Consider the following 15732-nt stretch of genomic DNA (forward strand, 5'->3'; position numbering starts at 1 on the left):
TCGGGGTCGAGCCACCCTCAACCCCAACGAGCCCAGACCCGATCCATGCCGCGCCGTATCCTGCCGATCCTGATCCTCGCTCTGGGGGTCGGGATCTTCGTCGCCCTCAAGGCGACCCGCCCCGCCCCGCATCCTGTCCAGCCCAGTGAACGGATCTGGCGTATCGAAGTCACCGACGTCCGGCCCGCCGCCCATCATCCGATCCTGACGCTCTTCGGGCAGGTCGAGGCGCCGGATCGCATCCAGGCCGCCGCCCCCGTCGCCGGCCGGCTGCTGGAAGTCCGGGTCCGTGACGGCGAGCGCGTCGCCGCCGGCGCACTGCTGGCCCGGCTCGATCCGCGTGATCTGCAACCGCGCCTGACCAGGGCGCAAGCCGATCTGGAGAAGGAGCGGCTGAAGCTGGTCCATGACCGCCAGGCGCTGGAACAGGAACGCGAGATCCTGCGGCTGGCCCGGCAGGCGCTGGAGCGCGCCGAGACCGTGCAGTCCAAGCAACTCGGCTCGGCGTCGAGCGTCGATGAGGCGCGCGAACAATATGCCCGCGCCCAACTGTCCGTGATGCTGCGCGAGCAGTCGATCGCCGAGCATCCGGCGCGGCTCGCGTCTCTGGAGTCGGCCCTGGCCGAAGCCGAGCGCGATCTGGCGCGCGGGACCATTCGCGCCCCTTTCGAGGCACGTATCGGTGTGGTCGAGGCCGCCGCCGGCGATCAGCTCCAGCCCAACCAGACCATCCTGACCCTCTATCCGCTCGACGGGCTCTATGTGCGCGCCAAGGTGCCGGGCGTACACAGCGAGGAACTGCGCGCCGCGCTCACCAATGGCGAACAGCTGACGGCCACCGGCTCGCACGCCGGACGCCCGGTCACGGCCGTGCTCGAACGTCTCTCGGGCGAAGCCGACGCGCGCGGCGTCGATGCCCTGCTGCGACTTGCTCCCGAGTCGCGTCTGCCGCTGGGCGCGTTCGTCGAGCTGCGTCTGGAGCGCCCGCCCGCGCCCGACACCATCGCCCTGCCCTTCGCCGCGCTCCATGGCGGGGATCGCATCTTCGCGGTGCGCGACGGGCGTCTGCATGGTCTGCGCATCGAGCGCGTCGGTGAACTCGACACCGGCGCCGACGAGGGCCGGGTGCTGTTGCGGGTGCCCGAACTCCAGCCCGGCGAGCCGGTGATGATCACCCATCTGCCCAACGCGCTCGATACGCTCAAGGTCGAGATCGTCCAATGAGTACGAGTCTGATCGCGGTCTTCGTCCGCCACCGGCTGCTGGCCAATTTGCTGATGGCCGGAATGCTGATCCTGGGCGTCATCAGTCTGACGCGGATGAACATCCAGTTCTTCCCGACCTTCGCGCTCGATGTGATCTCGGTGCGCGTGGTCTGGAGCGGCGCCTCGGCCGAAGACGTCGAGAACGGCATCCTCATCCCGCTGGAGGAACGGCTCAAGACCGTCGACGGACTCAAGAAGCTCACCGCGACCGCCGCCCAGGGCATCGCCAGCCTGTCGGTCGAACTCCAGGAAGACACCGATCCGCTGCTGGCGCTCGATCAGGTGCGCCAGCGCGTCGACGAATTCCGCAATCTGCCCAAGGACGCCGAGACGCCCCAGATCAGCCGGATCTCGCGCTATGAATCCGTGGCGCGGTTGCTGGTCTCGGGGCCGAGTCTGACCGAGCTGCGGCCCTGGGTGCGGCAGTTCGAGCGCGAACTGCTGGCGCGCGGCATCGACCGCGTCGACATCTCGGGCCTGCCCGAGGAGCGCATCGCCATCGAGGTGCCGGGACGGGCGCTGGAGACGCTCGGCCTCTCGCTCGACGGCATCGGCGAGCAGATCGGACGGATCGCGCGCGACCTGCCGTCCGGCATCGCCGGCGAGGCCGACGGCGCGCGCGAGCTGCGCAGTCTGGAGCAGCGCCGCGATCCGCTCGCCTTCGAGGATCTGGCCATCGTCAGCGACGAACGCGCCCTGGTGCGTCTAGGCGACGTGGCCACCATCGTGCGCGAGGCGCGCCCGGCCAGTCTGACGCTGGCTCCCATCCCGGTCGGTCTGAACGCCGAGGCGCTGGCGGACAAGCCGGCGACCGTGGAACTCCTGGTGCAGCGCGCCGAGCAGGGGCATTCGCTCAAGGCCGCGCGTCTCTTCGACGACTGGCTCAACGACACCCGCCCGACCCTGCCGCCGGCCATCGAGCTGACGGTCTTCGATGCGCAATGGGAAGTCATCGCCGATCGCATCGATCTGCTGATCCACAACGGACTCCAGGGTCTGACCCTGGTGCTGATCATGCTATTCATCTTTCTGCCGGGGCGGGTCGCCTTCTGGGTGGCGATGGGCATCCCGGTCGCCTACATGGCGGCTCTGGCACTGCTGTGGGCCTTCGGCGGCACCATCAACATGATGAGCCTGTTCGGGCTGCTGCTGACGCTCGGCATCATCGACGACGACGCCATCGTGGTCGGGGAACACGCCGAGACGCGCTTCCGGCAGGGTCTGTCGCCCGCCGAGGCGGCGCTCAGCGGCGCCCAACGCATGTTCTGGCCGATCCTCGCCTCGGGTCTGACCACCATCGCCGCCTTCCTGCCGCTGATGCTGGTCGGCGGCATCATGGGCAACATCCTCGGTGACATCCCCTTCGTGGCCATCATGGTGCTGCTGGCCTCGCTGCTGGAAGTGTTCCTGGTCATGCCGATGCACCTGCGTTCGGCCTTCGAGCATCACAAGGACGCCACCGTGCCGCGCTGGCGCGAGCGGGTGAACGCCGGATTCGACCGCTTCCGTGATGGGGTCTACCGCCCCCTGGTGGTCTGGGCGCTGCACTGGCGCGGCGTGACGGTCAGTGTGGTCGCGGTGCTGATGCTGCTGGCCATCGGACTGCTGGCCGGCGGGCGGGTGTCGTTCGTGTTCTTCCCCACGCCCGAGTCCCAGGTGGTCTTCGCCAACGCGACCTTCGTCGCCGGCACACCGCGCGAACAGACCACCGCGTTCCTGGACGAGCTGGAGCGCGCGCTGATCGCGACCGACGAACAGTTCGGCGGCGGGCTGATCGAGTCGGCGGTCGCACGGCTCGGCGCAACGGTCGCGGTGGATGTCGGCGCGGGCGCCGGCGGCGATCAGCTCGCCTCGATCCTGGTGCAGCTCGTGCCTTCGGAGTATCGCGCGGTGCGCAACGAGCAGTTCCTCGCCGCCTGGCGTGCCAACACCCGGATGCCGGCCGGACTGGAGAGTCTGGTGATCTCGGCGCGTCGGGCCGGGCCACCGGGCCGCGATCTGACGATCCGGCTCATGGGCGACGAGGCCAACCGGCTCAAGTCCGCCGCGCTCGAACTGGCGCAGAGTCTGGAGAGCGTGCCGGGGGTCTCGGACATGGTCGACGACATGCCGTTCGGGCGCGAACAGCTCATCTATCGGCTGACGCCGGCCGGACAGGCGCTCGGGTTCACCACCGAATCGCTCGGACGCCAGTTGCGCGCGGCCTTCGACGGCTATCTGGCGCAACTGGTCCAGGTCGGACAGGACGAGCTGGAGGTGCGGGTGCTGCTGCCGCGCGCCGAGCGCGTCCGGCTCAATGCGCTGGAACAACTGCTGGTGCGTGCGCCGGACGGGCGGTTCGTGCCCCTGACCACGGTCGCGGCCTGGGAGACGCAGCGCGGCTTCGAGGCGCTGCGTCACGCCGACGGACGGCTCGCCGTCGAGGTCTCGGCCGACATCGACCGTGCGCTGGCCACGCCCGACAACGTCCGCGAGGCGCTGGAGCGCGATCTGCTGCCGCGTCTGGTGTCGCACTACGGCATCGACTACAGCTTCGAGGGCCGCGCGGCCGATCAGCGCGAGACGCTCGGTGACATGCGGCTGGGGCTGATCCTGGGGTTGGCGCTGGTGTATATGATTCTGGCGGCGGTGTTCGGGAGCTGGGGCTGGCCGCTGGTGGTGATGACCGCCATTCCGCTGGGTCTGGTGGGCGCGATCGGCGGGCACTGGCTGCTGGGGCTGGATCTGACGCTGCTGTCGCTGTTCGGGCTGTTCGGGCTGTCGGGGATCGTGGTCAACAATGCCATCATCCTGGTCAGCATGTATCACGAGCTGCGCGAGGAGGGGATGGAGGTTGATGAGGCGCTGGTGGAGGCGGCGGTGTCGCGTCTGCGCGCGATGCTGCTGACTTCGGCGACGACGGTGGTGGGGCTGGGGCCGCTGATCTTCGAGACCAGTCTTCAGGCGCAGTTTTTGATTCCGATGGCGGTGTCGCTGGCGTTCGGGGTGGGTTTTTCGACCATTCTGGTGCTGGTCTTCACCCCGGCGCTGCTGTCGCTGCATGAGAGTGCGCATGGGCGGCTGGCGGCGCTGTGGGGATGGTTTCAGGACGACACGAAATCGGATCGCTCAGGCAGACCATCGAGAACGGTAAGCTGAATAAACAGCGGGCTAAGGGGAGGCGATTCTACCCTTCACCCGCAATTTCGAGCACGGTCGAAACAAGCGCATCGGACAGATAGAGGTCGGAGGTGGAGAGCCGTTGCACATAGGGCTTCACGACTTCGATGAGACCTGCGCGTTTGGCACCGACGAAATCAGATACATCTCACGCAGGAGTTCGTCTCGCGAGGTGTCGATGACCGAAATGCGTTCGTTCTTGCAGGCGGTGATGAATGCATAGAGATCCAAGTCGGCTAGTTCGGCGGCCTTGGCTAGAGAGACGCGACTCTCTTTAAAGAGGGTCAGAGCGTAGGCCAGACGCATCTCTTTGGCTATGGCCTGCTCGGTTTGCATTCCAACGAAATCATTGGGAAGGTCGATGGCGATTTGCATTCTGGCCTCTACTCAAGCATCTTAATCTCTAAAGACCGCTAGCTTTTCAACGCCAGACCCAAATTTATCGGAGCAGGAGAAAATCGTCAGGCAATTAATTCAGCACAATTCTGTACCCAAAAACTACTCGACCCCGACCCCACTTGATTTAATAATTTTCCGCGGTTTCATAACGAATTTTTATTTGCATACTCAACATCTATTTTTACGCGAAGCGTCTAGCTAACGCTTAGCTAAGCCGGACTGGTTGAGAAAGAGCGAAACCGGCTTCGACTGGAGCACCGTGTTAGTGCGATATTAAACGTGGCCTGCCCCGGTTTTTCTAGTAGTTGTTGCCACTATCTTTTTCTTATTCCTTTAAATTTACTATTTCATTAGCAATGCGAAATTGGCTTGGGATAACGGCCAGACCGGGGCCAAGAGGCTAGCCCCCAGCGCCACTAATACTTCAGACACTGAACCAATAGCTAGACGCGCAACATTTTTGATTTTCCCCATAAAACTACCCTTCTTACCAAGATGACGGCTTGGCTCTGATGTTGTCAACACGTGATTTTTTATATACGCAAAAACCACTAACATTAAGAAAGGCACTGAGGACAAGACCAGCAAGGAGGGATTCGAACCCTCACCGTTACCCGTTAACCCAAATCAACTCCACATCTTCTTTTAGCCTAACGATGCAAATCAGCCGAGCCGTAAAGAGCTATAGAAACTGAAGGCATGACTGAATTTTATTTTTTATACTATCTACCTCAATACAGTACGAAAATTTTTATGTCATGCTAAGTCGTTTATTTTTCGCTCTTAGGTGTAAGTCCATCGCATTACACACAAGTCTGTAGGTTACTGATTTTTACAGAGCACGCTTCAGCCTGTGCTTCATGAAATTCAACAACTCAGAGATGAGTGTAATGCAATGGGTTAAGTCCATCTCATTACACACATCTTCATAAGTCATGAGATTCCCTGGCGAATTTGATTCCGGCGGCCACGTCTCTGATGCGCTGCAAACCGAGCCAAATGGTTTTTACACCGGGTTCGCCGTCGCCCTTGCGTCCGAGAAAACCGCCCTGGCGGGCGATCAAGCGCAGCACGTCGTTGAGTCGCGGGGGCTGCTTGGGTACGGGCTTCTTGGCCAGGATGTAGGCCGCTTGCCACTCCTCGGGTTCGAGCAGCAGCGAGGCCTCCAGGTCAGGCACCGTGCGTCCCAGGCGCATCAATCGTGCGATGCGCCATCCCACCACCAGAAACAGCGCGAAAGCGCGTTCCAAGCGCTCGACAGTGCCCAGTTGCAGGGCCTCGACCCGACAGCCTTCCTTGAGCACCAAGAACAGCAACTCGATTTCCCAGCGCGCCCGGTACCATTCGATCAGTTCGACGACGGCCTCGAGCGTGTCGGCTCGACGGTTGGTCAGCAGACGCCATTCGATCGGTTTGACGCCCTTGGGGGCCTCAATTTCACGCGCGATCACGCCGGTGACCTCAAGGTGACCTTGGCGCCGGTCCGAGAGGCTCACCCGCTGCGCATAGAGTTCCTGGCGCACCGTTCGGGCGGTGCGCCCGCGTCCAGGCGGCACGGTGAAGCGCACCTCCCCGAGCGGTTCAGTGTCCAGCACACGTCCCCACAGCTTCTGGCCCTCGCCACCGGGCAACGCGCGGTTATGCTTGGCGCGCAACAGCCAATCGGCGGGGGTTGCCAAATCCCGAGCGCGCACCATCAGGTCCAGTATGTCGGCCTCACGATCGGCCACATAGACCAGGCGGGTGTCGGGCAACTCCCTGGCCAGGTCCGCCACCCGTTCATAGCCTTCTTTCCAGCGCACACTCTCGGGGCCTCCCGGACGCTGGCCGTCGGCGTCTTTTGGCTCGCGGGCCCACATCCAGGCATCCAGGACACCCAACGGTTCGCGCTCGGGCGTCACCGCGTAGGTCGGATGCAGGTACATCCCGCGCTGGGCCTCGTAGCTCAAGGGACCAAGTCCTTTGATCGTCTGGCCGTTGAAGTCCAGCTCCGTGGTGTCCTGCAGACACAGCACCACCGGATAGGCCGCCATGCGCCTCTGCGTGCACTGACGATGCGGCTCAAGAATGTCGAGCCAGTCGTAGCGTTCACTGCCGAGAAACCGATAGGCCGCCTGCGTCTCCGCCCAGCCGTTGCAGGCCCCAGGAATACTCGCCGTCGGATGCTCGGCCAGGCGCTCGATCAAGTGGATCGCACGCCGGTCGCGGCGCGTGTCGCCCAGATCAATCGAGGCCAATTCTTCCGACGCCCAGCCCATCGTGTGCTCCAACATGTCTCAGAAAAAACAGTTCGCTATCGTACACTTAAAGTTCTGTGTAATGGGATGGGTTAAGTCGCACCGAAAACAGCATGACATAATGTGAGATTCTTGTATTGCACCGAGGCCATCTACATGAAGTAGATATCACTCTGTTTTAATGGCATACATATTGAGTGCGCTTCACTTGGGCATTCGCCGTTCTTGACTAGAGCACTCCAGAAAGAGTCATCAAACATACGATTTAAATACATGTATCTACATGTTACCACCAGCTTCGCACGATTCCAGCTTACTGATGAATAGGTCGAACCCCTTACGCCACAATGTGCTTCAAGCTCATAAAATGTAATTGGCGTCTTCGCCAGCCACTTCTCATCCAATAGTTTGCCAAGCGCCAAAACTTCTTCTTCAGTAACGTCAAACTGTTCGGAAAAAGGCTTGTGCCAATCTGCCGCTTCGTTAAATGCCGGAAATACACCAGACTCCCAAGCATAAATATATGCTGATGTAAATGGAGAATTATCTAGATCTGAGCGCCCAGAATTTAGAATATTAAAGCGCATTAGCTGAAAGAGAGATTCGTTCGTGGCTTCCATTTGACACCTCCTGATGCGGGTTAAAGATTACTCATTTCTTGTGGGGTTCTATACATGCCCTATCAAAGGCATAACAGCGTACTTAGACAACAATTGGGCCATCGAGTGCTAAACTGACTGCAACCCAAGACTAGCCCTCAACTTGACATCGAGTCAAGCATTTCAAGCACGCAAAAAGGTTTTTCAAACCCCACCATAATGCTCCCGCTCCCCCAGCCACCGATCAATCAACGGCGTAACGAGTTCGGGATACCCCACCAGCAGCCGATCCGCCGCCCGCTGCGCCTCGGCAATCAACGGCTGATCCCGCAACGGATCGGCAATCCGAAATTGAATACTCCCCGTCTGGCGCGTCCCCAACACCTCACCCGCCCCCCGAATCGCCAAATCACGCTCAGCGATTTCAAACCCACTGGTCGAATCACGAATGATCCCCAGCCGCTCACGCGCAATCGCCGACAGCGGCGCGTGATAGAGCAGCAGACAATGACTCTCCACCGACCCACGCCCAACCCGACCGCGTAATTGATGCAACTGCGCCAACCCCAACCGCTCCGGATTTTCAATAATCATCAAACTGGCATTCGGCACATCGACCCCAACCTCGATCACCGTGGTCGCCACCAGCAGATCCAGCGCCCCGGACGCAAACGCCGCCATCACCGCATCCCGTTCCTGGCTCTTGAGCCGACCATGCACCAGCCCGACCCGCAATCCCTCCAAACACGCGCTCAACTGACGTGCCGTATCCTCCGCCGCCTGACACTCCAGCACCTCCGACTCCTCGATCAGCGTACAGACCCAATACGCCTGACGCCCCGCCAGACACGCCTGACGCACCCGCTCGATGACCTCATCGCGCCGCGTATCCGGCACCGCGCGGGTGACGATCGGCGTGCGTCCGGGCGGCAGCCCGTCGATCACCGACAGATCCAGATCGGCATAGAGCGTCATCGCCAGCGAGCGCGGAATCGGCGTCGCGGTCATGATGAGCTGATGCGGCGCCCCGTCCTCGCCCCCGCCCTTCTCACGCAGTTTCAGCCGCTGATGGACGCCGAAACGATGCTGCTCGTCGATGATGACCAGCCCCAGATCCTGAAACGCCACGTCGTCCTGCAACAGCGCATGGGTGCCGACCACGATCGGCGCCGCGCCCGAGGCGATCGCCGCCAGCCGCTCATCACGCTCGCGCCCCTTGTGACGCCCGGCCAGCCACACGGGTTCGAGTCCGAGCGCACCGAGCCAGCCGCTCAGACTGCGATGATGCTGCTCGGCCAGCAGCTCGGTCGGCGCCATGAGCGCGGCCTGACAGTCCGACTCCAGCGCCTGGAGCGCGGCCAGCGCCGCCACCACCGTCTTGCCCGCGCCCACGTCGCCCTGGAGCAGCCGCTGCATCGGCCGTGACTGCGCCAGATCGGCCGCGATCTCGGCCACCACCCGCTCCTGCGACGCGGTGAGCCGAAACGGCAGACTGGCCCGCAAACGCTCGCGCAAGCCGCCATCGCCGCCCAGCACCGGCGCTGAGACACGCCGCTGTTCCAGCCGCATCCGGCGCAGACTCACCTGATGCGCGACCAGTTCCTCGAAGGCCAGCCGAGCGAAGGCCGGATGCCGGCCCTCGGTCAGATCCTGGAGCGATGTGCCGACCGGCGGACGGTGCAGAAAGGCCAGCGCCTCGGTCAGAGTCGGCAGGCCCAGGGGGTCGAGGATCTCGGGCGGCAGCAGTTCGGCCGGCGCGGTGCGTTCCATGAGCGCCAGCGCCTGATCGGTCAGACCGCGCCAGCTCGTTTGCTGAAGCCCCTCGGTCGAGGGATAGATGGGAGTGAGACAGGCGGCGATCGGCTCATCGGCCTCGGCGCGCAGAAGACGGTATTCGGGATGCACCATCTCCAGCGACTGCGGCCCCTGGCGCACCTCGCCATAGCAGCGCACCCGCTCGCCGGGCTTGAGCGCGGCGGCCTGCTGGGGTGAGAAATAGAAGAAGCGCAGCAGCAGCCCGGCGCCGAGCGCATCCCCGACCCAGACCTTGAGCGAGCGCCGCCGCCCCAGGCCGATGCCGGATTCGAGGATCTCGCCCTCGACCCAGGTCTCGACTCCGACTTCGATCTCGGTGAGCGGCGTCAGCCGGGTGCGATCCTGATAGCGCAGCGGCAGATGGAACAGCAGATCCTGAACCGTGCGGATGCCGAGCCGTTCGAGCCGCTCGGCGATCTTCGGCCCGACCCGATCGAGCGTGCGTGCCGGAATCCGGTCCAGCCCGCGATCCGACGACCGCCCGGCCTCCGGCGCCAAGGCGGCCGGATCGGACACGCCGTCGCTGACGCCGGCGTCAGGCATCGCGTCGTCTGTCCGGTGCCGGGACATCTTCATAGATCACATCCAGCGGCACCTCGTGATCGAGACAGTCGAGCCGCACCGCCCCTTCGGTGAGCACGTCCAGCGCCCAGCCCTGGGCGCGGCGATAGACCTCGACACGGCGCTGATGCTGATCGACGAGCAGATACTCCATCAGACTCGGGAGCGTCTGATAGGCGAGCAGCTTCTCGCGCCGATCGATGCGCGCGGTGGAGTCCGACAGCACCTCGACCAGCAGACAGGGACGGGTGCAGTAATAGGTCTCGCGGTCGTCCGGGTCGCAGGCCAGGATCAGATCGGGGTAATAGAAGATGTCCTGCTCGGCGATCTTGAGCCGGACCTTCATATCATTGGCGAAGAGCTGGCAGGACGTTCCGCGCAACAGGGGACGCAGATGCGCCACCATGTTGAGCGTGATGATCACATGCTGACGGCTGGCGCCGCTCATGGCGTACAGCTCGCCGTCGATGTACTCATGCCGGATGTCGGCACCGTCCTCGCTGGCCAGATAGTCCTCGACGCTCAGGCGCGATGCATGGGCAAGCGGTTGAGACATGGCAGACGCTCTCCGAGGCTAGACAGATTTGGCGCACCAGACACCCACAGCCGCGATCACCAGGTCGAACTGACCCGCGTCCCATCGGGTCCGCCCTTGCGCGAACGGATCGCCTGGGCGAGCTGGTGCACGGCCATGGCGTAATAGGTGCTGTGATTGTAGCGTGTAATGACGTAGAAGTTCTTGAGTCCCAACCAGTATTCATAGCCGCCCTTGGCATCGAGTTCGAGCAGACTGACGCTGCCGGTACGACCGAGCGCGCGCGTGGGCGTGATGCCGCGACTGGCGAGCTCGTTCAATCCATAGCTGGTCTTGAAGCCGGTCTTCATCGCGTGCGCGCTCGATGCCGACTGAACCTGTGCCGGCACTGCCACCGCCTCACCCGGCTGCCAGCCGTGGTGGCGGAAATAGTTGGCCACGCTGCCGATGGCGTCGGTCGGGTTCCAGAGATCGCGATCGCCGTCACCGTCGTGATCGACCGCATGATCGCGGAAGCTCGACGGCATGAACTGCCCCAGCCCCATGGCGCCGGCGAAGGAACCGCGCGGCGCGAAGGGGTCCAGGTTCTCTTCGTTCGCCATGATCAGGAAGTTCTCCAGCTCGCTGGTGAAATAGTCGGCGCGACGCGGATAGGCGAAGGCGAGCGTGGCCAGGGCGTCGATGATGCGCGTCTTGCCGGTGAAGCCGCCGTAGCGGGTCTCCACGCCGATGATGGCGACGATGTACTCGGGCGGAACACCATAGTGCGCGGTGGCACGCGCGAGCGCCGTTTCGTTGCGGCGCCAGAAGGCGACGCCATTGTTGATGGAGTCCTCGCCGAGGAACTTGGCCCGATAGCGCGTCCAGGCGCCGTTCGGACCAGTACTCTTGCTGGGCGCCTGCTGGTTCATCAGATCGATGATGGACTGCTGACGCCGCGCACCCGAGAGGATGGCCGCCGTGCGCTCGGGCGGATAGCCGTGCCGGCGCATGCGGTCGACGAAGGCGTCGACGCCGGGCGCTCCGGCAAAGTCGCCACGGACACCGAAGGACGCCGGTCTGGCGTCATAGGCCGAAGGATCGCGCGTCTGTGAGGTGCCGCAACCGACCAGCGGCAGGACTAACAGCCAGGGAAGAACTCTCGCTAGAAACATGATGGATCGACCTCACTCCAGAACCAGGATGGCGTCCATCTCGACGGCGGACCCCTTGGGCAAGGCCGCTACGCCGAGGGCGGCACGCGCCGGATAGGGTTCCTGGAAATACTCGGCCATGATCTGGTTGACCAGGGCGAAGTCGTTGAGATCGGTGAGAAAGACATTGAGCTTGACGATATCGCTCAGATCGCCGCCGGCCGCCTGCGCCACAGCGCGCAGATTGTCGAAGACGCGCCGGATCTGGGCGCTCATGTCGCCCTCGATCAGTTCCATGGTCTCGGGCACCAGCGGAATCTGGCCCGACAGGTAGACGGTCCGGTCGACGCGGACGGCCTGCGAATAGGTACCGATGGCGCGTGGCGCCTGATCGGTACGGATGATCTGTTTGCTCATAGTCTCAGTCTCTCCAGTATTGTCAGGACGCGAACAGCCGTCGCCGGCCGCGTCGGCAGTTGTTGGGCGCCGCATCGCCATGGCGGTTTATAATCTCAGCCTTATCGATTCCGGATCAACCGCCATGCCCGCTCTCTATCAATCCAATCTGCCCCATCTCGAACTGATCGCACGCGGCAAGGTCCGCGATCTCTATCGTATCGACGACGATCATCTGCTGGTCGTGGCCAGCGACCGACTGTCGGCCTTCGACGTGGTGCTGCCCGATCCCATCCCCGGCAAGGGTGAAGTGCTGGCGCGGTTGTCGCGCTTCTGGTTCGGACGCACGGCCGACATCATTCCCAATCATCTCACCGACATTCCGGTGTCCGCCGTGGTGACGGACCCGCAGGCGCTGGCCGAACTCGGCGACCGCGCCATGGTGGTGCGCCGCTTCAAGCCGCTGCCGGTCGAGGCCATCGTGCGCGGCTATCTGATCGGCTCGGGCTGGAAGGACTATCAGACCACGGGTTCGGTCTGCGGCATCGCCCTGCCCCCTGGTCTGCGACAGGCCGACCGGCTGCCCGAACCCATCTTCACCCCCTCGACCAAGGCCGAGCTGGGCGCGCACGACGAGAACGTCGACTTCGCGCACACCGTCGACCTGATCGGGCGTGAGCTTGCCGAACGGGTGCGCGATGCCAGTCTGGCCATCTATACGCGCTGCGCGGCCTATGCACTGGAGCGCGGTCTCATCATCGCCGACACCAAGTTCGAGTTCGGCCTCGACGACGACGGTCGGCTGTATCTGATCGACGAGGCGCTGACGCCGGATTCGTCACGCTTCTGGCCCGCCGACGACTATCAGCCGGGCATGAGTCCGCCGAGCTTCGACAAGCAGTTCGTGCGCGACTATCTGGAGACGCTCGATTGGGACAAGACCGCGCCCGGTCCCGCATTGCCCCCGGAGATCATCGAGCGCACGGCCGCCAAATACCGCGAGGCCGAAGAACGCCTGACAGCCTGAGACTCGCCAACCGGCGGAGCACGGCACCAATGGCTGTCTGGTGCCCGGCTCCGCTCATCCCAAGTCGTACCCCTTTCATCATGAACCGACTCCAGTCGCTCTTTCATAGGCTGCGGACGCAGCATCCGCTGACCACCGGCAAACAAGCCATCGGCGCGCTCGACTGGTCCTGGACCACGCCACACAAAGCCTGGCTGCCGCAAGTCACCGCACGCGATGTGCGCGCCGATCTGATCGCCGCCCTCACCGGCGCCATCGTGGTGCTGCCGCAGGGCGTGGCCTTCGCCACCATCGCCGGGATGCCGCCCGAGTATGGTCTCTACGCCGGCATGGTCCCGGCGATCATCGCCGCCTGGTTCGGTTCATCGCGTCATCTGGTCTCGGGACCGACCACGGCGGCCTCGGTGGTGCTGTTCTCGGCGCTCTCGACCATGGCCGTTCCCGGAACGCCGGATTACGTCATGCTGGCCCTGACCCTGACCTTCATGGTCGGTGTGATCGAGCTGACGCTGGGCTTTGCGCGCATGGGGGCGCTGGTCAACTTCATCTCGCACGCGGTGGTGGTGGGTTTCACGGCCGGCGCGGCCGTGCTGATCGCCGCCAAGCAGCTCAAGCACTTCTTCGGCGTCGAGATGGACAGCGGCGGCCATCTGCACGACATCCTGATCGAGTTCTTCGGTCATGTGCTGGAGATCAACCCCAGCGCGACCCTGGTGGCCCTGGCGACCCTGGGACTGGGCATCGTCTGCAAGCGCTGGCTGCCGAGTATTCCATACATGATCGTCGCCATGCTGGGCGGCAGTCTGCTGGCCCTCGGACTCAACGAGTGGCTGGGAGCGGAGGCGACCGGCATCGCCACCGTGGGCGCCCTGCCCGCGACCCTGCCGCCGCTCTCGGCGCCCTCGCTGACCCTGGAGCACATCCGCGAGCTGGCGCCCGTCGCGCTGGCCGTGACGCTGTTCGCCCTGACCGAAGCGGTCTCGATCGCCCGTTCGCTGGCCGCGCGCGGCGGGTATCGCGTCGACGGCAATCAGGAGTTCATCGGCCAGGGCTTGTCCAACATCGCCGGTTCCTTCTTCTCGGGCTATGTCGCGACCGGCTCGTTCAATCGCAGCGGCGTCAACTACGAGGCCGGCGCGCGCACCCCCCTGGCCTCGATCTTCGCCGCCTTCATGCTGATGGCCATCGTGCTGCTGGTGGCGCCCTATGCGAGCTATCTGCCCAAGGCGGCGATGGCCGGGGTGCTGTTCCTGGTCGCCTGGGGGCTGATCGACTTCAAGGAGATCCGCCACATCCTGCATTCGTCCAAGCGCGAGACCGGGGTGTTGCTGGTGACCTTCTTCTCGGCGCTGTTCCTGGATCTGGAATTTGCGATCTTCGCCGGCGTGCTGCTGTCGCTGGTGCTCTACCTGGATCGCACCTCCAAGCCGCGTATCGTCAGTCTCGCACCCGATCCGCGTCTGCCCAAGCATGCCTTCTCCAGCGATCCCGAAGTGGTCCAGTGTCCGCAGTTGCGCTTCGTGCGCATCGACGGCTCGCTGTTCTTCGGCTCGGTCGCCCATGTCGAGCAGTATTTCGACCGGCTGCGCGCCGAGCACCCTGCGCAGAAGCATCTGGCCTTGATCGCCAACGGCATCAACTTCGTCGACCTGCAGGGCGGTCATGCGCTGGTTGCGGAGGCCGAGCGACGGCGCCGGGACGGCGGCGGGATGTATCTGATCAACGTCAAGCAGGGCCTGTGGGAGTCGCTGGAGCAATGCGGCTGTCTGGAGGCCACGGGCGGGCGCAACGTCTTCCAGTCGAAGACGGCCGCCGTGCGGGCGATCTATCAGAAGCTCGACAAGACGGTCTGCGCGACCTGTGACAAGCGCATCTTCCAGGAGTGCAACGAGGCCAAGCCGGCATGAAGGCGATGATCCTGGCCGCCGGCCGTGGCGAGCGGATGCGTCCGCTCACCGACCGCACGCCCAAGCCGCTGCTGGTCGCGGGCGGCAAGCCGCTGATCCGGCATCACATCGATCGGCTGGCGGCGGCGGGTATCCGCGATCTGGTCATCAACCATGCGCATCTGGGCGCGCAGATCGAAGCGGCGCTGGGGGATGGCTCGGCGTTTGGAGTCGAGATCCGTTACTCGCCCGAAGAACAGGCGCTGGAGACCGGCGGCGGGATCTTCCGCGCTCTGCCGCTGCTCGGTTCCGAACCTTTCCTGGTCGTCAACGGCGATGTCTGGACCGATGTCGATCTCGCCGGACTCGCGATCGATGCTGGAGATCTGGCGCATCTGGTGCTGGTCGACAACCCGCCCCACCATCCAGAGGGCGACTTCACGCTGGTCGGCGACCGCGTCCGGAACGAGGGAACGCCACGCCTGACTTTCAGCGGCATCGGTCTCTATCGACCCCAACTGTTCGACGGGCAGAGGGCGGGCGCTTTTCCGCTCGCGCCGCTGCTCCGTCAGGCAATGGCCAACGATCGTGTCAGTGGTCGGCGCCATGACGGACACTGGTTCGACATCGGGACGCCTGAACGACTGGCCGCACTCGACGACTGGCTGAGTGCTGGTCGTACCCAGGCAGGCTAGACAAGCCGCGAGGACTACAAGCCTC

At 63.8% G+C, this 15732-nt stretch carries 13 protein-coding genes; 5 read left to right on the top strand and 8 right to left on the bottom strand.

Annotation, left to right across the window (positions count from 1 at the left end):
• Nucleotides 1-45: 45 nt before the first annotated feature.
• Both ALVIN_RS12620 and ALVIN_RS12625 read left to right on the top strand, forming a co-directional pair.
• The gene (locus ALVIN_RS12620) at nt 46-1224 is read left to right on the top strand and encodes an efflux RND transporter periplasmic adaptor subunit (protein WP_012971708.1); all 1179 of its coding nucleotides are present in this window, start codon (nt 46-48) and stop codon (nt 1222-1224) included.
• Nucleotides 1221-4403: an efflux RND transporter permease subunit gene (locus ALVIN_RS12625; protein ID WP_012971709.1), complete on the top strand. Its 3183-nt coding sequence runs from the start codon at nt 1221-1223 to the stop codon at nt 4401-4403. The genes ALVIN_RS12620 and ALVIN_RS12625 overlap by 4 nt, the downstream gene beginning before the upstream one ends.
• A 28-nt stretch (nt 4404-4431) precedes the next feature.
• Here the strand turns inward: ALVIN_RS12625 and ALVIN_RS18335 are convergent, their stop codons facing one another.
• The 8 genes from ALVIN_RS18335 to ALVIN_RS12655 all read right to left on the bottom strand — a co-directional run bounded on the left by ALVIN_RS18335 (nt 4432) and on the right by ALVIN_RS12655 (nt 12120).
• A complete protein-coding gene (locus ALVIN_RS18335; protein WP_176976571.1) occupies nt 4432-4524 on the bottom strand; it encodes a hypothetical protein in 93 nt (30 codons plus the stop codon).
• A complete protein-coding gene (locus ALVIN_RS12630) occupies nt 4521-4799 on the bottom strand; it encodes a UPF0175 family protein (protein WP_012971710.1) in 279 nt (92 codons plus the stop codon). The genes ALVIN_RS18335 and ALVIN_RS12630 overlap by 4 nt, the downstream gene beginning before the upstream one ends.
• 950 nt (nt 4800-5749) lie before the next feature.
• Complete coding sequence (locus ALVIN_RS12635; RefSeq protein WP_012969763.1) at nt 5750-7081, bottom strand: IS4 family transposase; 1332 nt, start codon at nt 7079-7081, stop codon at nt 5750-5752.
• A 131-nt stretch (nt 7082-7212) separates the two neighbouring features.
• Nucleotides 7213-7680, bottom strand: a complete 468-nt coding sequence (locus ALVIN_RS17655) for a hypothetical protein (RefSeq protein WP_012971712.1) — start codon at nt 7678-7680, stop codon at nt 7213-7215.
• A 183-nt stretch (nt 7681-7863) separates the two neighbouring features.
• Nucleotides 7864-10017: an ATP-dependent DNA helicase RecG gene (recG, locus tag ALVIN_RS12640; RefSeq protein WP_012971713.1), complete on the bottom strand. Its 2154-nt coding sequence runs from the start codon at nt 10015-10017 to the stop codon at nt 7864-7866.
• Nucleotides 10010-10591 (bottom strand): Uma2 family endonuclease, encoded by a 582-nt coding sequence (locus ALVIN_RS12645; RefSeq protein WP_012971714.1) that lies wholly within the window; start codon nt 10589-10591, stop codon nt 10010-10012. Before ALVIN_RS12645 ends, recG begins: the two co-directional genes overlap by 8 nt.
• A 56-nt stretch (nt 10592-10647) precedes the next feature.
• Complete coding sequence (mltB, locus tag ALVIN_RS12650) at nt 10648-11724, bottom strand: lytic murein transglycosylase B (protein ID WP_012971715.1); 1077 nt, start codon at nt 11722-11724, stop codon at nt 10648-10650.
• 12 nt (nt 11725-11736) lie between these two features.
• Entirely contained in the window at nt 11737-12120 is a 384-nt protein-coding gene (locus ALVIN_RS12655) for a RidA family protein (RefSeq protein WP_012971716.1), read from the bottom strand.
• 124 nt (nt 12121-12244) lie between these two features.
• Here ALVIN_RS12655 and ALVIN_RS12660 point away from each other — a divergent pair, with 124 nt between their 5' ends.
• The 3 genes from ALVIN_RS12660 to murU all read left to right on the top strand — a co-directional run bounded on the left by ALVIN_RS12660 (nt 12245) and on the right by murU (nt 15707).
• Nucleotides 12245-13126 carry a phosphoribosylaminoimidazolesuccinocarboxamide synthase gene (locus ALVIN_RS12660; RefSeq protein WP_012971717.1) on the top strand — a complete coding sequence of 294 codons (882 nt, stop codon included), beginning with the start codon at nt 12245-12247 and terminating at the stop codon, nt 13124-13126.
• 80 nt (nt 13127-13206) lie between these two features.
• Entirely contained in the window at nt 13207-15033 is a 1827-nt protein-coding gene (locus tag ALVIN_RS12665) for a SulP family inorganic anion transporter (RefSeq protein ID WP_148217514.1), read from the top strand.
• Nucleotides 15030-15707, top strand: a complete 678-nt coding sequence (gene murU / locus ALVIN_RS12670) for an N-acetylmuramate alpha-1-phosphate uridylyltransferase MurU (protein WP_012971719.1) — start codon at nt 15030-15032, stop codon at nt 15705-15707. Before ALVIN_RS12665 ends, murU begins: the two co-directional genes overlap by 4 nt.
• Nucleotides 15708-15732 lie beyond the last annotated feature (25 nt).

This window comes from Allochromatium vinosum DSM 180 (assembly GCF_000025485.1).
GTDB lineage: Bacteria > Pseudomonadota > Gammaproteobacteria > Chromatiales > Chromatiaceae > Thermochromatium > Thermochromatium vinosum.